Origin of the sequence: Flagellimonas abyssi, from assembly GCF_019457905.1 — a bacterium.
Taxonomy (GTDB): Bacteria; Bacteroidota; Bacteroidia; order Flavobacteriales; family Flavobacteriaceae; genus Flagellimonas; species Flagellimonas abyssi.
Window position 1 is genome coordinate 18,441 of record NZ_JAHZSV010000012.1, and the last position, 23,475, is coordinate 41,915.

Consider the following 23,475-nt stretch of genomic DNA (forward strand, 5'->3'; position numbering starts at 1 on the left):
AATGAAATTCCCCTCATCAAATCTTTTATCAAACACAAAACCATTAAATCATGGCAGAAAAACTTGTTGTAATCTCAGATAAATGGGGTGCAAAAAAAGGCCTTTGGATAGCTTCATACTTTGGCTATTTACAACAATACTACGATATTGTTTTCCACGATTGTCAACAATTGGGCAATGTAGATGTCTCCATTTCTTCTGAAGAAAATATTGATAAAGCTTTTTTCGAAGAGAATGGAATTGAAAGGGCTGTTTCCAACTTGATTAGGAAAGAAAATGAACCAGCCCATTATTTGGCCTTTGGCGTAGGGGCAACAGTGGTCTATAGAGCATCATTAAAAGGCTTGCCGGCAAAAACAATTACTGCGATTTCCGCAATTGGTATTGAATCGGAAGAACAAATGCCACTTACTACTAACATACAGCTAATTTTCGGTGAGTGCGATAAAAAGAAACCTAGTCTTAAGTGGGCCAAAGGTGCTGGTGCCAACCTTAGGATTGTGCCCAATTTTGGACACACACTCTATTCTGACGAGAAAATCATCTCCGAAGTAAGTTTGGAACTTTTGGAAAATGTCACAAAAAAAGCAGTCTAAGAGACTGCTTTTAATTTTTTCACGGTTTCGTAAGAGAGTTTTTTCTCTGCATAACCCTTAGTGACCTTGAATTCCGTTTCATCGCTGCTGGGCAATGTGAACATCGCGTCGGTAAAGACAGCTTCGCACAGGGAGCGCAATCCTCTCGCCCCGAGTTTGTACTCTACGGCCTTCTCAACAATATAGTCCAATGCTTGCTCTGTGATGGTGAATTCTATATCATCCATGGCAAAGAGCTTTTCATACTGTTTGATGATGGCGTTCTTGGGTTCCGTTAAAATGGCACGTAAGGTCTTTGCATCCAAAGGATTCATGTGGGTAAGAACGGGCAGTCTTCCAATTATTTCTGGAATTAGCCCGAACTCCTTCAAATCTTTTGGTATGATATACTGTAGAATGTTTTCTTGGTCTAAATTTTCTTCAGCCTTGGAAGCACTATAACCTACCGCTTGCATGTTCAAGCGTTTGGTGATGATGCGTTCAATACCATCAAAAGCACCACCTGCTACAAATAGTATGTTCTCGGTATTTACTTCGATGAATTTTTGGTCCGGGTGTTTGCGTCCGCCTTTAGGTGGAACGTTTACGGTAGTGCCTTCCAAGAGTTTTAACAGCCCTTGCTGAACACCTTCACCGGATACATCTCGGGTAATGGAAGGGTTATCGCTTTTGCGAGCAATCTTGTCAATTTCATCAATAAACACAATGCCTCGCTCCGCCTTTTCCAAATTGTAATCGGCGGCCTGCAGCAAACGTGTCAGAATGCTTTCCACATCCTCGCCCACGTAACCGGCCTCTGTCAACACAGTGGCATCAACAATGGCCAATGGCACGTTCAACATTTTTGCAATGGTCTTGGCGATAAGGGTTTTTCCAGTACCGGTCTGCCCGACCATTACAATGTTGCTTTTTTGGATTTCAATTTCCTCGTCCTTGCCCTTGGCCTGCAACAATCTTTTATAGTGATTGTATACTGCTACGGACATTACTTTTTTGGTTCTTTCCTGTCCAATCACAAAAGTGTCCAAGAAATCATGTATCTCCATTGGTTTTTTCAAAACCAGTTCGGAGGACAAATCTTGGTTTTTGGTTTGTTTGGACTCCTCAGCTACAATGCTATGGGCCTGTTCTATGCATCTATCGCAAATATGCGCATCCAAACCGGCGATCAATAAATTGGTTTCCGGCTTTTTTCTACCACAAAAAGAACATTCCAAATTTTCCTTTGCCATATAAATTCAATCTTCAACCGACAATAACGTAAAAAAAATGGATTTGTTCTGCGTTAAGTGGTTGTTTTTTAGTCAATTGGTTTGAATTATGATTTTTCTCTGACCAATATTTCATCGATCATACCATACTCTTTGGCCTCTGGAGCCTTCATCCAGTAGTCGCGGTCGCTATCTTCGTATACTTTGTCGAAGGTTTGACCGGAATGCTTGGAAATAATCTCATAAAGCTCATTCTTGATCTTGAGCACTTCTTGTGCTGCAATTTCAATATCAGTGGCCTGACCTTGAGCTCCCGAAAGGGGCTGATGGATCATTACCCTTGAATGTGGAAGTCCGCTTCTTTTGCCCTTTTCGCCAGCGCAAAGGAGCACGGCGGCCATTGATGCGGCTATACCTGTACAAATAGTGGCTACGTCTGGTTTTATGAATTGCATGGTGTCGTAAATTCCAAACCCTGCATAAACGCTTCCTCCTGGGGAGTTGATGTAAATTTGGATGTCTTTTGAAGCATCTGCACTCTCCAAGAACAGCAACTGCGCTTGTATAATGTTTGCTACTTGGTCATTTATGCCTGTTCCCATAAAAATAATCCTGTCCATCATCAACCTGGAGAAAACATCCATGGCAACAGCGTTCAATTGCCTTTCCTCAATAATGTTCGGGGTCATGTTCATAGGGTACATGGTACTCATGAGCTTATCATAGTACATACTGTTTATACCATGATGTTGGGTAGCGTATTTTTTAAATTCTTTTCCGTAATCCATAGGATTTTAGTCGATTTATCTTAAAAAAAAGGTGCCGAAAAATTAGCTTTCCGGCACCGTAAAGATACTTAATTTTCTTTTAGCGAAGCCTTAGCTGTATGCTTCCTTGATGAAGTCGTCATAAGAAACTTCCTTCACCTTAAGGTTGGCCTTTTCTTTGTATAGGTCCAAAAGTTTTTGGCTCATCAGTTGTTCGGACAATCTTTTTACTTCGTCCTGATTGCTCATTACCCTTGCAGCAACACTTTCCAATTCTTCTTCTTTTGGATCCAAATGCCCGTATTGTGCCATTTGAGACTTGATGAATCCTTTGGCGAATTCCTTCAATTCATCAAACTGGACCTGAAGTTCATTTTCTTGGATAATCTTGCCCTCGATCAATTGATAACGTAGACCTTGTTCCGATTTTTCAAATTCTTCTTTGGCTTCATCCGCGGTCAAAGGATTTTCTCCACTGATTTGAATCCACTTCTTCAAAAATTCGGCAGGAAGTTCAAATTTGGTCTCCTCGATCAATTTTTCGGTGATGTCGTTCAACAATTTTTGATCGGACTGCTGCTCGAACTGCTTTTCGGAATCTTCCTTGATTTTATCCTTCAGCTCTTTTTCAGAAGTAACCTTGCCTTCACCGAACAATTTGTCAAAAAGCTCTTGATCCAATGCGGCCGGTTCTCTCTCGTTGATTTCCTCAATGGTAAAGGTCACATCGATTTTTAGGTCCTCAGCTTTGTCGCGGGCAATGCCCAAGGCGCTGGACAACAAGTAGTCTTCCTTAAAAAGTCCTTTGGTGTTCAAGGTAACGGAGTCGCCCACTTTTTTACCAACAAGTGCATCAATAGCTTTTTTGCTTTTGATCTTGTCCATTTCAAGAGTGGTCTTGTGGTCGATTTCTTCCTCTTCATTGGCAAAGAAACCAGTGATTTCATCTTTTTTGCCTACCTCGGTCTTGGAAATCAATTTTCCGTATTGCTTTTGAATACGTTCCACTTGCTCCTCTATCATCTTTTTATCGGCAACGATTTTATATTGGGTCACCGCTTTTTTGGTCTTCAAGTTTACATCGAAGCTCGGTGCCAATCCCAATTCAAATTCGAAATCAAGATTGTCTTTGTCCCAATCAAAGTTGTCCTGCTGTTTGGGAAGTGGATTTCCTAAAACATCCAATTTTTCTTCGGTAAGGTATTTGTTTAGATTGTCCTGAAGCAATTTGTTCACTTCGTCCACCAAAACAGCCTTGCCATACTGCTTTTTGATAAGTCCCATAGGAACTTGTCCTTTTCTGAAACCAGGAATGTTGGCCTGCTTTCTATAATCTTTAAGGATTTTTTCTACTTTATCCTGATAGTCTTCTTTGCTTATGGCAACCTTTACTACTGCATTAAGATCGTCAATCTGCTCTTTGGTTATATTCATTTCCTACCTAATTTGCTTTCTAAAAATGGGATGCAAAAGTAACTCTTTTTTGATTTGCTGCCAAGTTTTTAAACTGTTGACTTTCAAACAATAGAATTTCTACTGGTCTTCTTTTAAAACGGAGTGTAAAATTGCCTGTAAAAAGGAGAGTAAAAGACTAAAAATGATGGCCCACCAAAAGCTTTCGACCTGGAATCCATCTATCAGGTTTGCGGTCAATAAAATAATTATCGCATTGATTACCAATAAGAAAAGTCCCAAGGTCAAAATGGTGATTGGCAGGGTAAGAATCACTAGAATCGGTTTTACCAAAAAGTTGAGCAAACTCAATACTACGGCCACGATAATCGCAGTAAACATGGATGAAACACCTACACCCGGCAGAACGTAGCTCAATATTACTACGGCCAAGGCATTGAGTAAAAGTCTTAAAATAAGTTTCATGGGTTTGAATGATTAGTTGTTACAAAATAAAAAGGCACCGAATTTCGGTGCCTTTAAGATAAATAAAATAATGTTTGTCTAGTCAATATATAGTCCAGTATAATCCAGAGGATTTACACCGGGCAAATTCGAATTGTATTTTGCATTGATGGCTTCTATAAAGGCGTTGGCCACAATGGCGTAACCTCTCGGTGCTGGGTGGACACCATCCAATGAAAACCCTCCTCCTGTGGCAAAAGTGGCATCCACAACGCTTCCGTCCGCTTGTTGGAATCCATTGGCGTTAAGTTCGGCCAACAATGCGTTGGCATCTACAAAGGCAAGGTCGTATGCTGTTGCCAATCCGGCTATGGTCTGGTTATAGGATGTTAGTGCATTTTCTACAATGGTTTGTTCTTCTGGTGTAAGTACCCATTTGTCTGTCAATGGAACTGCTACGCCGTTAATGGAAGTTGGGATGTCCGGGTCCGCAAGTGTTCCAATATGATTTCTTGCCGTAAGTACCAATAAATCATCTGCTGTGGCTTGTCGCATGTTGATCAATGCTGGGTTGAACCCTGTCAGGTCTGTTAAATCTTCATCGATGATTACCACTGCGTTTCCTTCTCCAGCGGCAAAAGAGATGGTTCGCTTTTTTAATTCTTCTTCAGTGATGATGCTGAGTTGTTGCAACTGGGCCAAGCCTGCGTTGTATGCTCCGTATGCTTCGGCGCTGTTCAGGTAAGCTGCCGTAGCTGCATCCAATGGAATTGGATTGTGTGGAACCGTAGTGAAATATGGGATGTCCGTTACATTAGGGAGGTTGGCAATGGCGCCATCTGCTCCGTTGGCGGTCATCGCCTGTAGTATCGCATCCAATGACCCTGCAAACACATTGGGGTCGGTAACGTCATTTCTGTTGTAGGTGCTGGGGTCTAAGTTCCCGGCTCGGTCAACACCTGTTCCTCCACCGGTGGCATAGAGCAGAATATCGTTTGCTCCGGCCCAAACGGTGAAAAACGTTGTTCCTTGAGCGGCAGCATCCCCGATTACGGTTGCGGATTCCGAAGAGGAGAATCTCGCAAAATAAGGATTGGCAGTTCCCATGGCCACGCCAGTTACACTACCATATCCAGGTGCTAACAATTCATAGCTTTTAGCACCGGGTACGCCCATGTTGTTGTATGTTCCTGTCAGTTTTTGTGAAACTTCCGTAGAACCCTGCCCTTCAATTATCTCGGGACTTGGACTTGCGCCTAAAAAGGACAGTATGTATCTATTGTCGGCAATTTTGTTTCCACCAAGTGTCATGCCTCCTAGATTGTCGGCCATGAAAGGGATTTCAAAACTCCCTCCTCCCACAAGTGCAAAATTTGATGCCAGCATATTGGGAAAGGATGCTGTTTGGCCATCAATAAATAGGGCATTATCGGAGAAACCGGCAGTCAATGAGTTGCCTACAGCTACGTAGTTGGAAAAATCCGCAGATCCTGATGTATATTCAACTGGGTCTGGGCCAGTTGTTTCGGGTGGGGTTGTATCATCTTCGCATGCTATCAAGAATAAGCCTAGAAATGGGAGAAAGGCATAAAACTTTTTCATATCAAAAAATCTGTTACAGTTAGTTTATGTTAATTGTTGTGGTAAGAACCAGAATTAACCAAATCTATATCAAATTTGTCATACAGACAATTAAATAGGTGAAAAAATTATGCATGCATAATAAAAAGGGCTGAATTTTAAGAATTCAGAAACGCAAGACTTTTGTTGTAGAACTGTTTCGGGTTCTCGGCATGCAGCCAATGCCCAGCTTTATCAATGGTTTCTATTTCGGCTTGGGGAAAATGTCTTTTGATTTCCGTGAAGTCGTTTGGTTGTATGTATTCCGATCGGTCGCCCCGCAAGAATAGGGTAGGCCCGTCGTAAACGGCATTGGAGGATATGTTCTCTCCGATTTCGTCCATTCTTTCTTTGAGAACATCAAAATTAAAACGGAACCCCAATTTGTCTTTTTCTTCCCAATACAGGTTTTTGAGCAAGAATTGGCGGATTCCCTTTTCCTTGATATGTTTTGACAGTTCTTCGTCCGCTTCACGTCTATCCGAAATCTTGTCGAAATCCAAGTGGGAAAGACCGTTGAAGATAAAATGGTGGTGGGCCGGGTAAAACTTGGGTGCAATGTCGGCAACTATCAATTTGGTTACCCTGTCCGGATGTGATGTGGCCAATTGCATCGCGGTTTTTCCGCCCATGGAATGTCCCATCACGTAGGCTGAATCTATACTGAAGTGATCCATGTAGTTGATGACGTCATCGCTCAATATATCATAATTGAACTCTTCGGAATGAAAGCTTTTGCCGTGGTTGCGCTGGTCTATCAGATGTACCTGAAACCCATTTTCGGAATATTGGGTGCCCAGGGTCTTCCAGTTGTCGGACATGCCCAAAAATCCATGTAGAATGATAAAAGGTTGCCCTTCGCCCAATATTTTTGAATGTAGTATTTCCATTATTTCAATCTATGTAAGTACATGTTTACCACATTTTCAAGTCCAAGATAAAGTGATTCGCAAATCAATGCGTGCCCTATGGATACTTCCAATAAATGTGGGATGTGTTCTTTGAAAAATTTGATGTTGTCCAAGCTGAGGTCGTGCCCGGCATTGAGTCCAAGCCCAACTTCGTGTGCCATTTTGGCCGCTTCAACAAAAGGTGCTATTCCATCTTCTTTATTGCCTTTGGCGAATTCATGGGCAAAGCTTTCTGTGTAGAGTTCTATGCGGTCCGTACCTGTTTCTGCAGCTCCTTTTACCATTTCCACATCTGGATCTACAAAGATGGAGGTGCGAATGCCGTTTTCCTTGAAGGTCTTGATCACATCAATCAAAAAATCTTTATGTTTTAGGGTGTCCCAGCCTGCATTTGAGGTTATGGCATCCTCTGCATCGGGTACCAAGGTGACCTGTGTGGGTTTTACCTCGAGCACTAGGTCGATAAATTTTGGGACCGGGTTCCCTTCGATGTTGAACTCCGTGGCCACCACTTTTTTAAGGTCTCGTGCATCTCGGTAGCGGATGTGTCTTTCGTCTGGGCGTGGATGAATGGTGATGCCTTCAGCTCCAAAAGATTCGATGTCCTTGGTGGAAGTTATCAAGTTGGGCACATTGCCGCCTCTGGAATTTCGTAATGTTGCCAGTTTATTTATATTGACACTCAACTTTGTCATGTAGTTCTTTTTAGAATGTCAAAAATAAGAATTCGGCATGCCTTTTGCCATTTTAAATTAGTATTTTGCACCTAATAGATTTGTTATGTACATCCAAGACAAAATAATCAATACGATTCCCATTTTTGAGGTTTCGGAAACTTTAAAGGACGTTATCAAGTTTTTTGAGGAGACTACATATTCCCATGTTGGAGTAACCGAGAACGGTCTGTACTTGGGATTGTTGTCAGAAAATGACCTGGCCTGTTTTGAGCCCGAAAAAAAGGTCGATGATTTTAGGTTTGAGATGGAGGATTTTTTTGTGGTAAAGGAAACGGCTTGGTTGGATGTTTTGGAAATGTTCTCCAGAAACGAGGCCAATGTGCTTCCGGTGCTGGACGAAGACCGTTTGATTATTGGGTATTACGACCTTGAAGATGTGGTTGATGTATTTATTGATACCCCTTTCTTTAGGGAGCCGGGTGCCATTTTGGTCGTGTCCATTGGAATCAAGGATTATTCCTTTAGTGAGATAGCTCAAATTGTTGAAGGTAATAATGCCCGTCTGTTAGGGGCATTTATCACGGATTCGCAGAACGATATCGTTGAAATCACATTAAAGGTGGGAACACAGAGCTTGAACGAGGTGGCTCAAACCTTTAGGCGGTACAACTATACCATCGTGTTCGGAAACAGTGATGACCAATTTATAGAAGATTTGAAACAACGTTCCGACTATCTGGAAAAATATCTTAACGTATAGTAATGAAGGTAGCCATATTCGGTCTGTCTTTTCAAAAGGAGGACCAGCTTTGCGTAGAGGAGCTTTTGGACGAACTTAAGAAGTTGGATGCAGCGGTTTATGTGGAGGAGGACTTTAATAAACTCGTGACCACCATTACCAAAACACAGGTTAAGGGAACGTTCAACCAATCCAAAGGATTGGATTCTTCATTTGATATGTTCGTGAGTTTTGGTGGCGATGGAACCATGTTGCGCGCCGTTACCTATATAAAGGACTACGGTATTCCCATTGTGGGGGTCAATACCGGACGATTGGGTTTTCTGTCCACCTTTAAAAAAGAAAATGTCCGTAAGCTCGTCACCGAGTTCGAAGCTGGACACTATACCGTTGAAGAGCGTAGCTTGGTGGAAGTAGAGCTCAATTCGGAACTAGAGGAGTTCAACGGGCTCAATTTTGCATTGAACGAAATAACCGTTAGTCGAAAGGATACTACTTCCATGATTACCGTGGAAACTTGGTTGGATGACGAATATTTAACCTCGTACTGGTCTGACGGATTGATTGTTTCCACGCCTACGGGGTCAACCGGATACTCCTTGAGCTGTGGTGGTCCAGTAATTGCCCCTTCGGCGAAGTCTTTGGTGCTCACGCCCATTGCGCCGCACAACCTCAATGCGCGTCCGCTCGTGATTTCCGATACCACACAAATCAGATTGAAGGTTTCAGGTAGGGAGCAGACCCATTTGGTTTCTTTGGATTCAAGGATTGCCGATATCTCAAACGGCAAGGAAATCCGTATCAAAAAAGCAGACTTTACCATCAAAATGATAGAGTACAAATCCGAAAGTTTTCTGAAAACTTTACGTAACAAATTGCTTTGGGGGGAAGATAGACGGAATTGATACCATCAAAAACAATAAAAGAAGCGAAAAACTGTTTTACAAGGGAAAGCAATATTAAACATTTGTCTATAGACCTTCCTTTACTCTTAATTCTTGTAACTTTTTGGATAGTATGCGGATAGTTTTGGCTGTTTTTCTATGCTGTGTGATGAATATGAGCGCACAGACGTATGAGATAGGAGTATTTGCCGGTGGTGCCAATATGATAGGCGATGTGGGAAGGACCAATTATATACTGCCTTCCGGACCTGCTTTTGGCGGAATATTTAAATGGAACAAGGGAAAACGCTATGCTTGGAGGGCCAGCGTACTCTATGGAGAATTTACCGCTGATGACAATAAATCCCACATGCAATCCAGACAGCAAAGGGGATATGTGGTGGATAATTCCATTTTGGAGTTCTCCGCAGGGCTCGAAATCAACTTTGTTGAATACAATCTACATAAGCTCGGACCCGCCTTCACGCCTTACCTGTACACGGGTGTAACCTACTTCAGATACGATTTTAATTATATTGATGCCCTTCAAATGCAGGATATTAACCAAAAAGACGGTAGTTTTGCAATTCCAATGACGGTTGGGGCTAAGTATCGTTTAAATCAATTCTTGATTCTTGGAGCCGAAATTGGGGCCAGATATACTTTTACGGACAATTTGGACGCAAGTAACCCAGAAGGTTCCAATTTTGAGCAATTCCGATTCGGGAATATATTGAGCGACGACTGGTACGTTTTTACAGGTTTTACATTAACGTATACCTTTGGACGTAAACCTTGCCAGGATTGTTTTCAATAAAATGCACACACTAGAGGACGTAGACAAAGAAAAACTACCGCAGCACGTGGCCATTATTATGGATGGTAATGGTAGATGGGCAAAACAACGAGGCAAACTCCGTATGTTCGGGCACGAGAACGGGGTGGAATCCGTGAACCAAACTGTGGAGAGCTGTGCAAAGCTCCAGATTCCTTTTTTAACGCTATATGCCTTTTCCACAGAAAACTGGAATCGACCCAAGACCGAGATAGACACCTTGATGAAGCTTTTGGTAAACGCTCTTAAAAGAGAGTTGAAAACCTTGAACAAGCATAATATTAGGTTGAAGGCCATCGGAAAAATCGATACACTGCCCAAAAAAGTCTACAAGGAACTTACCGAAGTGATGTCAAAAACCGAAAATAATTCGGGTATGACACTTACGCTGGCATTGAGCTATGGCTCGCGGGAGGAGATAAAAACAGCGGTCCAAGAGATTGCGGTCAAAGTTAAAAATAACATAATTTCCCCCGAAAATATTGACGAAACAGTTATAAATACACATCTTTACGCGCACTTTTTGCCTGATGTAGACCTACTTATACGCACAAGTGGCGAATGTAGGATAAGTAATTTTTTACTTTGGCAGATAGCATACGCCGAATTATATTTTATTGATGTATTTTGGCCCGACTTTAGAGAGCACCATTTGGTAGAGGCCATATTAAGTTATCAAAACAGAGAACGACGATTTGGAAAAACGAGCGAACAACTTAACTAAGGGTATCAAAAACATCATCCTTTCAACCCTTATTATCCCACTATTTTTATTTTCAGCCCAAGGTATTGCCCAAGAGACCGATTTTGAAGAAGGCAAGCAATACATTTTGGGAGGGTTGACCGTAACTGGCTTACAGAGCTACAACGAGCAGACCGTGAAGAGCTACACCGGTTTGCGGGTAGGGCAGCCCATTAAGGTGCCCGGCGATGAAATAAGTGCAGTGATCAAAAAGTTGTGGAACTTGGATTTGTTCAGCAATGTGGAAATGTTCTACACCAACATTGAAGACGATAAAATATTTTTGGAACTGAGCATTACCGAACGGCCTACTTTGAACAACGTGACCGTATATGGTGTAAAAAAACGTAAGGTTGAGGATATTATCGATGACACAGACCTTAAGAAAGGAAAGAAAATCACCGAGAGTTTGATTGCCAATACCAAGAACTATCTTCAGAACAAGTACAAAAAACAAGGATTCTTGAATGCCAAGGTAAGTATTGCCACAACGGCCGATACCACGGGTACCAATGTGCAGAACATGGTCATCAATGTAAATAAAGGTGATAAGGTAAAAATTAAGGACATCAACTTTGTTGGTAACGAAAAACTGTCGGACAAAAGGCTCCGCAAATCCCTGAAGAAAACCAAAAAGAAAAAGTTTTACCGTTTTTGGAAGAAATCCAAATACATTGAGGCAGAATACCAAGAAGACCTCGATAACTTGATCGATACTTATGCAGAAAGAGGGTATAGGGATGCCCGAGTGCTATCGGATACCTTTGTGAAACTGGACGAGAAGAACATTGAGCTTACCATCAAAGTAGAGGAAGGTGACAAATATTATTTTGGTGAAATCGACTTTGTAGGTAACTCCGTTTATACGGATAGAATGTTGAGTCAAGTGCTCGGAATCAAAAAAGGCGATACCTATAATGGAGTAATGTTGAAAAAGCGTATCGCTGACGATTCCGATCCAGATGCAGCTGATTTAACAAACCTATATCAAAATAACGGATATTTGTTTTCGAGTATCAACCCGGTTGAGGTTTCAGCTGTAAATGATACCATCGATTTTGAAATACGAATCATAGAAGGAAAAGAAACCTTCTTGGATCACGTAACAGTTTCTGGTAACGACAAGACCAATGACCATGTAATTTACAGGGAAATCAGAACAAGGCCAGGTCAAAAATACAGCAAGTCCAATATTGTTAGAACAATCCGGGAATTAGGCCAGCTAGGATTTTTTGATGCAGAACAAATCGTTCCTGATATCCAAAACCCAGACCCCAATGCGGGTACAGTGGATGTGAACTATAGCTTGGTGGAATCTGGTTCCAGCCAGATTGAGCTCCAAGGTGGTTTTGGTGGTGGAGGTTTCATCGGTACGTTGGGACTTTCCTTTAGTAACTTCTCTTTAAAGAACATTTTCAACAAGGAAGCATACAAACCCGTACCCATGGGGGACGGACAAACCTTTGCCCTGCGTTTGCAGGCCAGTAGGACCTTCCGTGTCTATAGCTTGAACTTCTCCGAGCCGTGGTTGGGCGGTAAAAAACCGGTAAGGTTTAACATGTCGCTGTCCAGAACACAACAGTTTGCTACTGGATATGATCAAAATGGTAGATTGGATGTGCAGAAAGATCGTGGGTTCTCCATTACGGGAGTATCTGCCGGTTTGGCGAAAAGGGTACAATGGCCGGATGATTTCTTTACGATTTCCCATTCCGTGGGTTATCAATATTATAAGTTCGATGATTATGATTTGGGACTATTTAACTTTGGTAACGGTAGCTCAAACTCATTGACATACACTTTTGGTATTTCCAGAAGTTCCCAAGGTCCCAGTAGAATTTTCCCCATGACGGGTTCCAACTTTGAGCTTACGGCAAAATTTACACCGCCATATTCGCTCTTTGGCAGCAAAGATTTTAAATCGTTAAAAAACCGTAGAAAGGAATTGACGGATATCTCTCTGGAAAGACCGTTGACCACCTTGGAGGCCAATGAAATAAGGGAGATAGAAAAGGAGCGCTTTAGGTGGTTGGAGTTCTATAAGGTGAAGTTTAAAGGAGATTGGTACACCAATATTGTGGATAAACTGGTATTGCGTACCAATGCAGAATTTGGATTCTTGGGGTCCTATAATAATGATATAGGGGATGTGCCTTTTGAGCGTTTTTATGTCGGGGGCGACGGTCTAGGAAACTTTAGTTTGGACGGTCGGGATGTAGTGCAATTAAGAGGTTACGAGAATAGCTCGTTGGCTTTTTCCGTATATAACCCGGTTAGACAGTCCGCGCAGCAAGAAGGTGGGGTCATCTACAATAAGTACTCCATGGAGCTTCGATATCCTTTGACCTTAAAACCATCGGCATCCATTTACGTACAAACATTTTTGGAAGCAGGTAACGCGTTCAATAATTTTCAGGACCTCAACCCATTTGAACTAAAAAGGTCGGCAGGTGCAGGTTTAAGGATTTTTATGCCGGCGTTCGGTCTTTTGGGGATTGATTTTGGATATGGTTTTGATGCAGATAACGTTAGACCAAATGCTGGACCTAGTGGTTGGCAGACACACTTTATCATTGGACAACAATTTTAATGACTTTAATCCGTTTCAGTTAAAAAGATCTGCCGGAGTGGGGCTACATATTTTTGGGCCGGTATCTATACTCTCTGGAATCAATTCTGATGAAAAGCTAAATGTAATGGCAAAATCAGGATTCAATATGGGGCAAGTAATCGGTAAACGGACTTCATCATCGGGCAGCAGTTTTAATTTATGGAAAACGCCTCTTTATTATTTTTCAAATAGTTCATTTTGAACAAATTAGTAATTTTGGCACGATATTTTCTATGTAAAATGCGGAATCAAAGATGAATACCAAAGTTCTTTTAACATTAGTCGTTTTGCTGACATCCTTTTACGGGTTTTCCCAACGGGGCGTTCGTATAGGTTATGTGGATATGGAGTATATCCTTGAAAATGTGGAAGAGTACCGGGATGCCACCAAGCAATTGAACGATAAAGCCCAAAAGTGGAAGCAGGAAATCGAACTGAAGCAAAGCGTTGTCGAACAAATGAAAAAAGATTTGATGGCGGAAAAAGTACTCTTGACCGACGAACTGATCTTGGAGCGGGAAGAAGAGATACAGCTATTAGAAAAGGAAATGTTGGATTACCAACAAGACCGTTTTGGACCTCAAGGGGATTTGGTGCTACAGAAACAATTGTTGATACAGCCGATACAGGACCAAGTTTTCAATGAAGTACAAAAAATCGGAGCCAATAAAAGATACGATTTTATTTTTGATAAATCCGCAGATGTTGTAATGTTGTACTCCGAAAAAAGACACGACATAAGTGACTTGGTTTTAAGGGAGATAGGACGCACAAGAAAAATAAGTGCCTCCAACAAAAAACAAGAGGAACAAAGCCGTTTGGAACAGTTCCAGGAAGAGGAGGACGAAATAAGCGATGCGCTCAGGGAAAGACAAGAGCAGGCCGAAGAAGCCCTTGAAGAGAGGGAGAAAGCAGCAGAGGAACGCAGAGCCGAAAAATTAAAAGAAAGAGAAGAACGCAAGAAAGCGTACGAAGAACGAAGGAGAAAATTATTGGAAGAGCGCGAAGCCCAGCGAAAAGCCAAATTGGAAGAGCGAAAAAAAGCGCAAGAACAACAAAAGGATTCAATAGGATAGAGTATATTGAAACACTAAATTTAAAGTCAAAAAAGTAACGTTGAGAATCATGAAAAATGTAAAAAGAATCGCTGTAGCCCTAGTATTGTTTGTTGCGGCTACTGGTTTTGTAAATGCTCAGAGCAAGATTGCACACATCAATGTACAGCAATTATTGTCTGATATGCCGGAGATGAAGGCTGCACAAGCTGAATTGAAGAAATTACAAGAAACTTACAGAGCGGATATCCAAAGCTCTATGACCGAGCTTCAAAACAAGTATACACAATACGAAAACGAAGCAACTTCCAAAACAAGGGAAGAAAACGAGCAAAGAGCTGTTGAACTACAAGGTTTCCAGCAAAATATCCAAGAAGCGGAGCAAGCAGCTATGCAAGAAATGCAAAAGAAACAACAAGAATTGTTTGCACCTATTTCTGAAAAGGCAAAAGCAGCAATCGAGAAAGTGGCAGCGGCAAAAGGTTACGATTACGTAATCGATGCCAGCCCAGGATTGAGCTTGATCGTATCCAAAGGTCCAGACCTTTTGGCCGAAGTAAAAAAGGAACTAGGTTTCTAAACCTTACCTTCAAATAAAATAGTAGACCGCTTTTTTTAAAGCGGTTTTTTTATGCCATAAAAATTTAAGCCACTATTTTTAAGCATGCCAAAACCAATAGGAATTTTTGACTCAGGAGTGGGGGGCACCTCCATTTGGAAAGAGGTGGCCAAAATGCTCCCTAATGAAAACACCATTTATTTGGCGGATAGTACCAATGCCCCTTATGGAGAAAAGTCAAAAGAAGAGATTTTAAGGCTCAGTATTAAAAATACGGAGTATTTGCTCAGTTCGGGCTGTAAAATTATTGTAGTGGCCTGTAACACCGCCACAACAAACGCCATAGATCATCTCCGTTCACGTTACAACGTGCCGTTTATAGGAATAGAGCCGGCAATTAAACCGGCGGCCCTCCAGACCAAAACCAAAAAAGTTGGGGTATTGGCCACCAAGGGAACGCTCTCCAGTAGTTTGTTCCACAATACGTCCAAACTCTTTGCCGAGGGGATTACTGTCTTGGAGCAAGAGGGGAAGGGTTTGGTAGAGCTGATAGAAGCAGGGGAGATTGATTCCCCGGAGATGAGAAGCCTATTGGCGACTTTCCTGAATCCCATGCTCAAAGAGAATATAGATTGTTTGGTGCTCGGATGCACCCATTATCCCTATCTTATTCCAGTTTTGAAGGAAATATTGCCGAGCAATGTCAATATTATAGATTCTGGCGAAGCCGTGGCCCGTCAGACCAAGACCGTTTTGGAACAGAATAACTTGCTAACCAAGGTCAATGATAATCCTGAACATCTTTTTTACACCAATGCAGATGTGAAAGTTTTGAAAGATTTGGTCAATGACCCGACTGCTCAGGTATCCTCTAAGGATTTTTAAACCCTATTTTCTTTTGTAAGTGAGGTAGGTAAAAGCATATTCGTGCCTATCATCTTTTGGATGGTGTTCCTCTTTTACTAGCTCCCATTGCTCTTCATCAATCTCTGGAAAAAAGGCATCCGCCTCAAAAGTACCGTGCACCCTTGTCAATTCGATATGGGTGGCACGGTCCATGGACTGTTTGTAAATTTCACCTCCCCCAATGATAAAGGCAGTTTCGTTGTCCTCTACCAGCGCAATCGCATCCGCCAATGAGTGCACAATAGTGCAGGGAAATTTCGGGACGTAATTCTCGTCCCTTGTAATGGCAATGTGGGTGCGGTTGGGCAAGGGTTTTGGAAAACTCTCCAAAGTTTTTCTTCCCATTATGATTTTGTGGCCTGAGGTAAGACTTTTAAACCGTTTAAAATCATCCGGTAAATGCCATACCAAATCGTTGTCCTTGCCAAGGGCATTGTTTTCGGCCGCGGCCGCAATAATGATCAATTTTCTCATTGATCTTTTTTTTTATTGATTTTGGAAAGGGGAAAGTCGGTTTCTATTTCCTTTTGGATCTCGCCAATACGTTTTTTTTGAAGGTTTACCAATCGCTCGCGTTGCTGGCGCTCCCAATCTTGCCCCATAAATTTATGCGTAACAAAAACATTGAAAACATGCAGGACCAAGAAAAGGGCCCAAGCCAGTACGATCCAAATGGACCAATCGTAAGTCTCTCCGTACTTGAGTACTTTGTTGGCAAGAATCAAAAAAATACTTCCGACCAAGAAAATTACGAAGTGGGAGAACAGTCGCTTCTTTTGTTTGATGCGCTTATGGGCATTCTCCAAAAGTTCGTGCTGCTCCAAATCTATTTCTGACTTGTTCTTTTTACCGAATGACAACATGGAATGGCTATCTTTATCAACAAAGATAATTGAATTGTATCCAAAAATCCCGATATGCAAACCCTAAGAAAAAAATTCCCCGTGCTTAACCATTATGTTTATGCCAATACCGCTTCTGCAGGACTGTTAAGCGAAGATTTGATGGAATGGAGACAAGGGCACGACTTAGATTACCTAATTGGTGGTAGCCAAATGAAGAACAAGGGCTTTGCCCATATGCCCGAAATAAAGAAGACGGTTGGGAAGTTTTTTAACTGCAAGCCCGATAATGTGGCCTTGGTACCCAATTTCAGTTTGGGGTTTAACTTGTTGTTGGAAGGATTGCCCAAGGATAAAAAAGTGCTGTTGGTCAACAAGGATTACCCAAGTGTCAACTGGCCGTTCGAGACCAGAGGGTTTGAACTTGACCATGTGGATGCCGATGAGCATATGGAGGAGAACATCCATGCCAAGGTAAAAAAGGGAGATGTTGATATACTAGCACTCAGTTTGGTGCAATGGGTAGATGGGGTCCGCATTGATTTTGATTTTCTGAAAGATTTGAAAAAGGAATTTCCCGACCTGATGATTCTTGCCGATGGCACACAATATTGTGGTACCGAGCCGTTCGATTTTGAAGCATCCGGTATCGATATTTTGGGAGCCAGTGCCTACAAATGGATGTTGGCAGGATACGGAAACGGCTTTTTCTTGGTAAAAGACGCCGTGATGGAGCAGTTTGAGCTTAGGGGTATCGGTAATGGTTCCGTAAACAACGATGCTTCCAAACGGGACAGCATTACTTTTTGCAAGTTCTTGGAGCCTGGCCATTTGGATTCCCTCAATTTTGGGAGCTTGGAGTTTGCCGTGAAATTTTTGGACGAAATAGGTCCAGAGAATGTGCAGGCGCAATTGCAAAAGTTGTCAAAAAAAGCTATGAAAGCATTTTCGGAGCTTGATCTGCTAGAGCCTGCCGTTATCAAAAGAAAGCGGCACAGCACCATATTCAACATTAAGGGCGACGAGAATCTCTTCAATAAACTCACCGAAGAAAACATAGTGGCCTCGCCACGTGGGGGAGGCATCCGTTTGAGCTTTCATTTTTATAATACCGAGGAGGAAATAGATGTTATCTCAACACTTCTAAAACGCTGGGCATCAAAATCATAATTGGTAAAAAACGTCGATTTAATTTGCTAAAAGTAAGATTGCGGTTAGGTGGATTTTATCAAATTGATAAATCGGTTCTAACTAATTGTAAATAAACGGTTTTATGTATTGTTTTGTACTGAAATTAAAATTTTCGGTACCATGGCAATTAAAAAACAATACCTGAAGAGCAAGCCTGTTTGCAAAGTAACTTTTACGGTTCCTGCAGATGAGGCAGAGACCGTTGCAGTAGTTGGCGATTTCAATAAATGGAATCCCAAAAAGAGCGGCTTAAAGAAATTAAAGAACGGAACCTTTAAGGGAACGTTTGAACTACCTGTGGAGAACAGCTACGAGTTTAGATATTTGATAGACGGCAATTATACCAACGATGGTGAGGCCGATCGTTACCAATGGAACGATTACGCAGGCACCGAAAATGCCGTTTTGGAAGTATAAAATGTGGGACACGCCATCAGTTGGCCCCAAAACTGATGGTGGGTTTTCCATAACTTGGCCGTAAAACTTTGTGAATTGGATTCGTCAGTCCGAGTGATTTTGGGTGGTTGAGCGAAGTCGAAACCAAAGAAAATTGTATCGGGAACTGGAGTCGAATCCAACAAAACCGATTCTCGAAAACTTCTATTCCCCGTAGGTGGCGAGTACAGCTTGACCTTCCAAAAAAATCACTTTGTCCAGTAATCCACAACCGTTACATCGGCAATATGCGGGCCTACAATGTCGCCAAAGGCCAGGTGATCGGGATGGGTAAGGTAAGTGTCTCGGTCGGCTTCGCTATCAAAGGTCAAAAAGTAACAGTGCGTAAGTCCTTTGTTCAAGTTCTCCGGGCTGTTGTTGGTGCCCCATTCGTAGCCTTTAATTTCCGAAATTTTGGAGGGCAATGCGTTAAAGGCATCTTCCACTTGTTTAACCTCCTCCTCGGAGGAAGTGTCTTTAAATTTGAACAATACCACGTGGCGTAATTTCGGACCTTTCACTTCTTCTGTTGCTTTTACAGTTTCTTCTTCCTCTTTTTCGGTGGTTTCTTTTTTGGGTTCTTCGCCACAACTGGCAAATAACAGTGCGGCAAATAGGGTGATGATGGGTTTCATGTGGTTATAGGTTTAAATCAGTTTTTAAGGTGTTTGGATGTTGTCTGGTATCAAATACTGTCACAATTTCGATTTCATCGGTTTCTGGCAAGATGCGATAGAAGCATGTTGACTGTTTTGTGACAACGCATTTATAGATTCCCATCATTTCAGTGGATTGTGGGCAGCTATTAGGTTGAGAGGCGATTTGCGACATCTTTTTATCGAACTTTTCGAAGAACTGGTCTCTTGCTTTTACTCCACAGTTTTCTAACAGATAATCGTTTAGTTGTAGTAGTTTTGATTCAGCAAGCTTGGATAAAAATACCTTCATCAAGAAATTTTCTTAACAAACGAATCATAAGAAACTCTTTTCCCTTGATCAAGTTCCGCCAACCCCTTTTTTATCTCTTGTTGCTGTTCAGGGGATAGTTCGTTCCAAAAATCCCCTTGTTCTTTTCGGAGAATGTTTGCCATTTTCTCGATGATGCTGGCATTGTCCACCTTTAAAATGGCCTGTATTAATTCTAATTTGGATGCTTTTAAATCCATGACATTATCGTTTAACTCAAAGATACGATTTTCAATGGATTATGTGGGTGCGGTGTTGCCAGTTCCGTTTGTGACACCTTTGTTGTACTTGGTGCTATACCTTAAGTTCGCTCTGGTGGGTTTGATATTTTAAATCAAAACTTGAACAATTCGACAAAATCAATTTCAAGTGCATTTGCAATAGTGTAAAGCGTATAGGTGTTTGCTGAAACTTTGTGGTTTTCGATGAGTTCGATATGTTGTTTGTCGCGACCGCATAATCTTCCCAACTCAGCTTGAGAAATGTTTTTGTCCTTTCTGAGCTGTTTGATTCGATTCCCGATTTTTATTGATAATTCCTGCTTTGTCAACATTGAATGCGTCCTAACAAAACAAAATTGACCAGATAAAACAGAAGAAACGTCATAATATATTATGACAAGTTAAAATTATCAACTACTTTAGGGTCATATTTTCTTGTGACAATGAAGAATTTTGATAAAAATACTACTGTTATATTTTTTTCTGAATTGTTTGAAGATGCATACGTCTCTCCTGCGGAACTGGCCGAGGTTTTGGACATGGGCATTGAAATGCTTTTTTATGTGGAGGAGGGTGCCTTTTCCAAAGAGGATATGCGAAATGTGGTAACCGCTTTAAGAAAGATAACTTTGGAGCTAAGAAAATGATGGCTGGTGCGAGCGTCACGCTCGTTCCATTATTGTAAAGTTTAGTATTCACGAGCCAAGAGTATCGCGCTAGCTGGGGATAATGAGTTTCGTAAGAATTTATGATTTTACTAATACAATTATCTAAATTTACAAATATGGAGCATATAAAAGCAGAGCATCATACCAAAGAGTCATTAAGCTTTATTTTTAGTGAAGCAGACAAACATCTTACCGATGTAATTGATGCGGTAAGGTCAAATTCAAATCGTTCATTTTTCCTATTTGGTTTTTACATGTCGATAGCTTCCTTTTCATACTTGGAAATTGTGGACTCAAAATATGTTTATTTGATTCTTTTAACCGGATGCGTACTTTCAGCATTATTCTTGCTGAAGAATATATCGCCAACGGTAATTGAAATTAAAGGTTCCAGTCCTTCCGATGTTTTGGTGTCTTATTTTGACTACTTCAAAGATCAAGAATTAGAAAAAGAATTACTTGTGGTCCAAATAGAAAGTTATCAGAAATCAATAGAACTTAATAAGGTTTTAGTCTCAAAAATGTCAACTAGATATATTTGGTCTTTTAGAATATTGTTAACCTTTATTCTTGTTTTTCTTTTTGTCTACTCCTTTTTGTTCTTTAAGTGCTACTAAACTAGAAGTAGTTTTTGGGCGAGCGGTAACTTTGGGTTTTACAGGTTTCTTCTTTGCCATCATTGTTTTGTTGATAAGTAATTCAAAGTCGTTAAAATATAAATTTTACACCGCGACCACGCCCTTAATATGCGGATGTGGGTCATAATTCAAGAGCTCAAAATCATCAAAGCTAAAGTCAAAAATATCCTTTACTTCGGGGTTTAGTTTCATGGTGGGCAAGGGGCGCGGGTCACGGCTCAATTGCAGTTCCACCTGCTCCATGTGGTTGTTATAAATATGGGCATCACCAAAGGTGTGTATAAAATCGCCAGGTTGGTAGCCACAAACTTGTGCCATCATCATAGTAAACAGGGCGTAAGACGCAATGTTAAAAGGTACCCCTAAAAAAATGTCCGCACTACGTTGGTACAATTGGCAAGAGAGTTTACCATCCGCCACATAAAACTGGAAAAAAGCATGGCAGGGTGGGAGGGCGGCCTTACCGTTGGCCACATTTTCCGAAAAAGACACCGAAGTGTCCGGCATTACACTGGGATTCCAAGCGGAAACCAGCATCCTGCGGCTATTGGGATTGTTTTTCAAAGTCTCTACCACTTCCTTGATCTGGTCGATTTCCTCGCTGTTCCAATTGCGCCACTGGTGCCCGTAGACAGGACCTAGGTCGCCGTTTTCATCGGCCCACTCGTTCCAGATACGCACGCCGTTCTCTTGCAGATAGGCTACATTGGTGTCCCCTTTTAAAAACCACAACAACTCGTGGACAATGGATTTGAGGTGCAATTTTTTAGTGGTCACCATGGGAAAGCCCTCGGAGAGGTCGAACCGCATCTGATAGCCAAAAACGCTCAAGGTTCCTGTTCCTGTACGGTCCCCTTTTTGGTTTCCGTGCTCCAATACGTGTTTTAGAAGGTCGTGGTACTGTTTCATACTGCCTGTTCCGTTACTAATGTTATTTCGAACGAATCAAATGAGGAGAAATCCAAGAATATCTCGACTGCGCTCGATATGACGAAAAATCAATCCATCGAAATTACTTCAATAATCAAATTTTTGAAATAGAAAATGGAAAGACTTATAAAAACTTTATTAACGTTGAAGTGTTACCCTAAAATCATCCCAGCAATGGTAGCCGACAGCAGTGATGCCAATGACCCGCCCAAAACGGCCTTCATTCCAAAAGAGGAAAGTACTTTACGTTGACCGGGCGCCAATGACCCTATACCACCAATCTGAATACCGATGGAAGCGAAGTTGGCAAAACCACAGAGCATGTACGTGGCCATAATCACGGATTTATTGTAAGTAAAATGCACACCGCTTGCTACATTCTTAAGGTCAGCCAATTGAATATACCCTACAAATTCGCTTGCGGCCAATTTAATGCCGAGCAGCTGTCCCATGAGCATAATGTCTTCATTGGCAACACCTATCAACCACATAAGCGGGGCGAATATGGTTCCTAGAATGGCTTCCAAGGAAAATTCGGTGTACGGGGAGTTGGCGGCTATCCAATTATTGAAAGTGGTAAGATCTCCGACCCAGCCCAAGATTCCGTTGATCATGGCAATAAAGGCCACAAAAACCAACAACATGGCCCCAACGTTCAAAGCGAGTTTAAGACCTTCGGTGGTTCCATTGGCAATGGCATCCAGAATATTGGCACCGATTTTTTCGGAAGACACCTCTACATCTGTGTTGACCTTCTCGGTCTGTGGATACAATATTTTTGAAATAACAATGGCACCCGGTGCGGCCATTACGGATGCTGCCAAAAGGTGCTTGGCAAATACCAAACGAAGTTCGGGGTCGTCACCGCCCAAAAATCCTATATAGGCCGCAAGAACAGCTCCCGCAACCGTGGCCATGCCGCCGATCATCACCAGAAGGATTTCGGATTTGTTCATTTTTTCCAAATAGGCCTTGATGAGCAAAGGTGCCTCGGTCTGTCCCAAAAATATGTTGCCCGCTACGGAAAGGCTTTCCGCTCCCGAGATGCCCAAACTTTTAGACAGTAACCATGCCATCCATTTTACCACCACCTGAATCACTCCCAAATAATATAAGACCGAAGTCAAAGCCGAGAAAAATATAATGGTGGGCAATACTTGGAAGGCAAATATGTACCCAAAAGTGTCCATGTCCACCACCAACCCTTCGAACAGGAACTGGCTTCCGGCACGGGTAAAGTCCAAGATGCTGACAAAAATGCTTCCGACCTGTTCAAAAATATATTGTACAAAGGGGACTTTGAGTACGCCAATGGCTATCAACACTTGCAGGGAAAGTCCTATTCCGACGGTTTTCCAGTTGATAGCTTTTCTATTGGAACTGAACAAAAATGATATCAATATAAGTACGGCCATTCCCAGTGCTCCACGAAGCAATGTGGTGATGGTAAAACCTTGATTGGGAATAATTTCAGCGGTTTGCTGTACGGCAATGTTCTCCGTAATGGTGGAGCCAATGGCTACATTAAGGGAATCTGCGGGCAATGAATTTTGGCCGAAAGCGACCGAACAAAGGAGTAAAAGTATCAGTAAACTTTGGGTCTTTTTCGCCATG

Annotated in this window: 28 protein-coding genes; 13 read left to right on the forward strand and 15 right to left on the reverse strand. The window is 41.8% G+C overall.

All coding sequences use genetic code 11. From position 1 onward, the window contains the following. The first annotated feature begins 50 nt into the window (after positions 1–50). Entirely contained in the window at positions 51–596 is a 546-nt protein-coding gene (locus tag K1F36_RS09570; protein WP_258539008.1) for a hypothetical protein, read from the forward strand. Here K1F36_RS09570 and clpX read toward each other — a convergent pair. From clpX to K1F36_RS09605, 7 genes are all read right to left on the reverse strand, one after another. Then, entirely contained in the window at positions 593–1,828 is a 1,236-nt protein-coding gene (clpX, locus tag K1F36_RS09575) for an ATP-dependent Clp protease ATP-binding subunit ClpX (protein ID WP_220113620.1), read from the reverse strand. The genes K1F36_RS09570 and clpX overlap by 4 nt on opposite strands. An 86-nt stretch (positions 1,829–1,914) precedes the next feature. Continuing rightward, positions 1,915–2,595: an ATP-dependent Clp endopeptidase proteolytic subunit ClpP gene (gene clpP, locus K1F36_RS09580; RefSeq protein ID WP_220113621.1), complete on the reverse strand. Its 681-nt coding sequence runs from the start codon at positions 2,593–2,595 to the stop codon at positions 1,915–1,917. 90 nt (positions 2,596–2,685) lie between these two features. Further along, the gene (tig, locus tag K1F36_RS09585; RefSeq protein WP_220113622.1) at positions 2,686–4,008 is read right to left on the reverse strand and encodes a trigger factor; all 1,323 of its coding nucleotides are present in this window, start codon (positions 4,006–4,008) and stop codon (positions 2,686–2,688) included. Between the two features lie 99 nt (positions 4,009–4,107). Continuing rightward, positions 4,108–4,452 carry a phage holin family protein gene (locus tag K1F36_RS09590; protein ID WP_166246891.1) on the reverse strand — a complete coding sequence of 115 codons (345 nt, stop codon included), beginning with the start codon at positions 4,450–4,452 and terminating at the stop codon, positions 4,108–4,110. Positions 4,453–4,530: 78 nt separating this feature from the next. Next, on the reverse strand, positions 4,531–6,033 hold the full coding sequence (locus K1F36_RS09595; RefSeq protein ID WP_220113623.1) for an SGNH/GDSL hydrolase family protein: 1,503 nt from the start codon (positions 6,031–6,033) through the stop codon (positions 4,531–4,533). Positions 6,034–6,170: 137 nt separating this feature from the next. Next, positions 6,171–6,941: an alpha/beta fold hydrolase gene (locus tag K1F36_RS09600; RefSeq protein WP_220113624.1), complete on the reverse strand. Its 771-nt coding sequence runs from the start codon at positions 6,939–6,941 to the stop codon at positions 6,171–6,173. Next, positions 6,941–7,657 carry a pyridoxine 5'-phosphate synthase gene (locus K1F36_RS09605; protein WP_220113625.1) on the reverse strand — a complete coding sequence of 239 codons (717 nt, stop codon included), beginning with the start codon at positions 7,655–7,657 and terminating at the stop codon, positions 6,941–6,943. The genes K1F36_RS09600 and K1F36_RS09605 overlap by 1 nt, the downstream gene beginning before the upstream one ends. 85 nt (positions 7,658–7,742) lie before the next feature. On the opposite strand from K1F36_RS09605, the gene K1F36_RS09610 reads away from it, so the two are divergent. From K1F36_RS09610 to murI, 8 genes are all read left to right on the forward strand, one after another. Continuing rightward, entirely contained in the window at positions 7,743–8,399 is a 657-nt protein-coding gene (locus K1F36_RS09610) for a CBS domain-containing protein (protein WP_220113626.1), read from the forward strand. A gap of 2 nt (positions 8,400–8,401) precedes the next feature. Next, positions 8,402–9,283: an NAD kinase gene (locus K1F36_RS09615; RefSeq protein ID WP_220113627.1), complete on the forward strand. Its 882-nt coding sequence runs from the start codon at positions 8,402–8,404 to the stop codon at positions 9,281–9,283. 112 nt (positions 9,284–9,395) lie between these two features. Next, positions 9,396–10,079: a type IX secretion system protein PorG gene (gene porG, locus K1F36_RS09620; RefSeq protein WP_220113628.1), complete on the forward strand. Its 684-nt coding sequence runs from the start codon at positions 9,396–9,398 to the stop codon at positions 10,077–10,079. A gap of 1 nt (position 10,080) precedes the next feature. Further along, complete coding sequence (locus tag K1F36_RS09625) at positions 10,081–10,821, forward strand: isoprenyl transferase (protein ID WP_207033790.1); 741 nt, start codon at positions 10,081–10,083, stop codon at positions 10,819–10,821. After that, positions 10,793–13,429: a BamA/OMP85 family outer membrane protein gene (locus K1F36_RS09630; RefSeq protein WP_220113629.1), complete on the forward strand. Its 2,637-nt coding sequence runs from the start codon at positions 10,793–10,795 to the stop codon at positions 13,427–13,429. The genes K1F36_RS09625 and K1F36_RS09630 overlap by 29 nt, the downstream gene beginning before the upstream one ends. Positions 13,430–13,704: 275 nt before the next feature. Beyond that, the gene (locus K1F36_RS09635; RefSeq protein ID WP_220113630.1) at positions 13,705–14,526 is read left to right on the forward strand and encodes an OmpH/Skp family outer membrane protein; all 822 of its coding nucleotides are present in this window, start codon (positions 13,705–13,707) and stop codon (positions 14,524–14,526) included. Between the two features lie 49 nt (positions 14,527–14,575). Further along, positions 14,576–15,085 carry an OmpH/Skp family outer membrane protein gene (locus K1F36_RS09640; RefSeq protein ID WP_207033783.1) on the forward strand — a complete coding sequence of 170 codons (510 nt, stop codon included), beginning with the start codon at positions 14,576–14,578 and terminating at the stop codon, positions 15,083–15,085. A gap of 84 nt (positions 15,086–15,169) precedes the next feature. Next, positions 15,170–15,949 (forward strand): glutamate racemase, encoded by a 780-nt coding sequence (murI, locus tag K1F36_RS09645; RefSeq protein WP_220113631.1) that lies wholly within the window; start codon positions 15,170–15,172, stop codon positions 15,947–15,949. 3 nt (positions 15,950–15,952) lie between these two features. On the opposite strand, the gene K1F36_RS09650 is transcribed toward murI, so the two are convergent. Continuing rightward, positions 15,953–16,444 carry a dihydrofolate reductase gene (locus K1F36_RS09650; RefSeq protein ID WP_220113632.1) on the reverse strand — a complete coding sequence of 164 codons (492 nt, stop codon included), beginning with the start codon at positions 16,442–16,444 and terminating at the stop codon, positions 15,953–15,955. Beyond that, positions 16,441–16,833, reverse strand: coding sequence for a 2TM domain-containing protein (locus K1F36_RS09655; protein ID WP_220113633.1), 393 nt, complete (start codon positions 16,831–16,833; stop codon positions 16,441–16,443). The genes K1F36_RS09650 and K1F36_RS09655 overlap by 4 nt, the downstream gene beginning before the upstream one ends. A 54-nt stretch (positions 16,834–16,887) precedes the next feature. Here K1F36_RS09655 and K1F36_RS09660 point away from each other — a divergent pair, with 54 nt between their 5' ends. Further along, the gene (locus K1F36_RS09660; RefSeq protein ID WP_220113634.1) at positions 16,888–17,982 is read left to right on the forward strand and encodes an aminotransferase class V-fold PLP-dependent enzyme; all 1,095 of its coding nucleotides are present in this window, start codon (positions 16,888–16,890) and stop codon (positions 17,980–17,982) included. 141 nt (positions 17,983–18,123) lie between these two features. Continuing rightward, positions 18,124–18,420 (forward strand): isoamylase early set domain-containing protein, encoded by a 297-nt coding sequence (locus K1F36_RS09665; protein WP_108244834.1) that lies wholly within the window; start codon positions 18,124–18,126, stop codon positions 18,418–18,420. Between the two features lie 227 nt (positions 18,421–18,647). Here the strand turns inward: K1F36_RS09665 and K1F36_RS09670 are convergent, their stop codons facing one another. From K1F36_RS09670 to K1F36_RS09685, 4 genes are all read right to left on the reverse strand, one after another. Next, on the reverse strand, positions 18,648–19,073 hold the full coding sequence (locus tag K1F36_RS09670; protein ID WP_220113635.1) for a Dabb family protein: 426 nt from the start codon (positions 19,071–19,073) through the stop codon (positions 18,648–18,650). A 4-nt stretch (positions 19,074–19,077) separates the two neighbouring features. Further along, positions 19,078–19,386 carry a type II toxin-antitoxin system RelE/ParE family toxin gene (locus K1F36_RS09675; protein WP_220113636.1) on the reverse strand — a complete coding sequence of 103 codons (309 nt, stop codon included), beginning with the start codon at positions 19,384–19,386 and terminating at the stop codon, positions 19,078–19,080. Then, positions 19,386–19,604, reverse strand: coding sequence for a hypothetical protein (locus K1F36_RS09680; protein WP_220113637.1), 219 nt, complete (start codon positions 19,602–19,604; stop codon positions 19,386–19,388). Before K1F36_RS09680 ends, K1F36_RS09675 begins: the two co-directional genes overlap by 1 nt. 134 nt (positions 19,605–19,738) lie before the next feature. After that, positions 19,739–19,957: a helix-turn-helix domain-containing protein gene (locus K1F36_RS09685; RefSeq protein ID WP_258539010.1), complete on the reverse strand. Its 219-nt coding sequence runs from the start codon at positions 19,955–19,957 to the stop codon at positions 19,739–19,741. A gap of 111 nt (positions 19,958–20,068) precedes the next feature. Between K1F36_RS09685 and K1F36_RS09690 the strand changes: the two genes are divergently transcribed. Beyond that, a complete protein-coding gene (locus tag K1F36_RS09690; protein WP_220113750.1) occupies positions 20,069–20,272 on the forward strand; it encodes a hypothetical protein in 204 nt (67 codons plus the stop codon). 137 nt (positions 20,273–20,409) lie between these two features. Continuing rightward, the gene (locus K1F36_RS09695; protein ID WP_220113638.1) at positions 20,410–20,910 is read left to right on the forward strand and encodes a hypothetical protein; all 501 of its coding nucleotides are present in this window, start codon (positions 20,410–20,412) and stop codon (positions 20,908–20,910) included. A 105-nt stretch (positions 20,911–21,015) separates the two neighbouring features. Here the strand turns inward: K1F36_RS09695 and K1F36_RS09700 are convergent, their stop codons facing one another. Next, positions 21,016–21,840: a thymidylate synthase gene (locus K1F36_RS09700; protein ID WP_220113639.1), complete on the reverse strand. Its 825-nt coding sequence runs from the start codon at positions 21,838–21,840 to the stop codon at positions 21,016–21,018. A gap of 173 nt (positions 21,841–22,013) precedes the next feature. Next, complete coding sequence (locus K1F36_RS09705; protein ID WP_220113640.1) at positions 22,014–23,474, reverse strand: NupC/NupG family nucleoside CNT transporter; 1,461 nt, start codon at positions 23,472–23,474, stop codon at positions 22,014–22,016. Between the last annotated feature and the right edge of the window lies 1 nt (position 23,475).

What these genes read in the sequence shown, in the direction of transcription:
- K1F36_RS09570 (WP_258539008.1), top strand. Translation starts at nt 51, where the DNA reads ATGGCAGAAAAACTTGTTGTAATCTCAGATAAATGGGGTGCAAAAAAA.
- K1F36_RS09595 (WP_220113623.1), bottom strand. Translation starts at nt 6,033, where the DNA reads ATGAAAAAGTTTTATGCCTTTCTCCCATTTCTAGGCTTATTCTTGATA.
- tig (WP_220113622.1), bottom strand. Translation starts at nt 4,008, where the DNA reads ATGAATATAACCAAAGAGCAGATTGACGATCTTAATGCAGTAGTAAAG.
- K1F36_RS09615 (WP_220113627.1), top strand. Translation starts at nt 8,402, where the DNA reads ATGAAGGTAGCCATATTCGGTCTGTCTTTTCAAAAGGAGGACCAGCTT.
- K1F36_RS09685 (WP_258539010.1), bottom strand. Translation starts at nt 19,957, where the DNA reads ATGTTGACAAAGCAGGAATTATCAATAAAAATCGGGAATCGAATCAAA.
- K1F36_RS09590 (WP_166246891.1), bottom strand. Translation starts at nt 4,452, where the DNA reads ATGAAACTTATTTTAAGACTTTTACTCAATGCCTTGGCCGTAGTAATA.
- K1F36_RS09610 (WP_220113626.1), top strand. Translation starts at nt 7,743, where the DNA reads ATGTACATCCAAGACAAAATAATCAATACGATTCCCATTTTTGAGGTT.
- clpP (WP_220113621.1), bottom strand. Translation starts at nt 2,595, where the DNA reads ATGGATTACGGAAAAGAATTTAAAAAATACGCTACCCAACATCATGGT.
- K1F36_RS09675 (WP_220113636.1), bottom strand. Translation starts at nt 19,386, where the DNA reads ATGAAGGTATTTTTATCCAAGCTTGCTGAATCAAAACTACTACAACTA.
- K1F36_RS09665 (WP_108244834.1), top strand. Translation starts at nt 18,124, where the DNA reads ATGGCAATTAAAAAACAATACCTGAAGAGCAAGCCTGTTTGCAAAGTA.
- K1F36_RS09655 (WP_220113633.1), bottom strand. Translation starts at nt 16,833, where the DNA reads ATGTTGTCATTCGGTAAAAAGAACAAGTCAGAAATAGATTTGGAGCAG.
- murI (WP_220113631.1), top strand. Translation starts at nt 15,170, where the DNA reads ATGCCAAAACCAATAGGAATTTTTGACTCAGGAGTGGGGGGCACCTCC.
- K1F36_RS09670 (WP_220113635.1), bottom strand. Translation starts at nt 19,073, where the DNA reads ATGAAACCCATCATCACCCTATTTGCCGCACTGTTATTTGCCAGTTGT.
- K1F36_RS09680 (WP_220113637.1), bottom strand. Translation starts at nt 19,604, where the DNA reads ATGGATTTAAAAGCATCCAAATTAGAATTAATACAGGCCATTTTAAAG.
- K1F36_RS09605 (WP_220113625.1), bottom strand. Translation starts at nt 7,657, where the DNA reads ATGACAAAGTTGAGTGTCAATATAAATAAACTGGCAACATTACGAAAT.
- K1F36_RS09705 (WP_220113640.1), bottom strand. Translation starts at nt 23,474, where the DNA reads ATGGCGAAAAAGACCCAAAGTTTACTGATACTTTTACTCCTTTGTTCG.
- K1F36_RS09635 (WP_220113630.1), top strand. Translation starts at nt 13,705, where the DNA reads ATGAATACCAAAGTTCTTTTAACATTAGTCGTTTTGCTGACATCCTTT.
- porG (WP_220113628.1), top strand. Translation starts at nt 9,396, where the DNA reads ATGCGGATAGTTTTGGCTGTTTTTCTATGCTGTGTGATGAATATGAGC.
- clpX (WP_220113620.1), bottom strand. Translation starts at nt 1,828, where the DNA reads ATGGCAAAGGAAAATTTGGAATGTTCTTTTTGTGGTAGAAAAAAGCCG.
- K1F36_RS09660 (WP_220113634.1), top strand. Translation starts at nt 16,888, where the DNA reads ATGCAAACCCTAAGAAAAAAATTCCCCGTGCTTAACCATTATGTTTAT.
- K1F36_RS09600 (WP_220113624.1), bottom strand. Translation starts at nt 6,941, where the DNA reads ATGGAAATACTACATTCAAAAATATTGGGCGAAGGGCAACCTTTTATC.
- K1F36_RS09650 (WP_220113632.1), bottom strand. Translation starts at nt 16,444, where the DNA reads ATGAGAAAATTGATCATTATTGCGGCCGCGGCCGAAAACAATGCCCTT.
- K1F36_RS09640 (WP_207033783.1), top strand. Translation starts at nt 14,576, where the DNA reads ATGAAAAATGTAAAAAGAATCGCTGTAGCCCTAGTATTGTTTGTTGCG.
- K1F36_RS09695 (WP_220113638.1), top strand. Translation starts at nt 20,410, where the DNA reads ATGGAGCATATAAAAGCAGAGCATCATACCAAAGAGTCATTAAGCTTT.
- K1F36_RS09690 (WP_220113750.1), top strand. Translation starts at nt 20,069, where the DNA reads ATGAAGAATTTTGATAAAAATACTACTGTTATATTTTTTTCTGAATTG.
- K1F36_RS09625 (WP_207033790.1), top strand. Translation starts at nt 10,081, where the DNA reads ATGCACACACTAGAGGACGTAGACAAAGAAAAACTACCGCAGCACGTG.
- K1F36_RS09700 (WP_220113639.1), bottom strand. Translation starts at nt 21,840, where the DNA reads ATGAAACAGTACCACGACCTTCTAAAACACGTATTGGAGCACGGAAAC.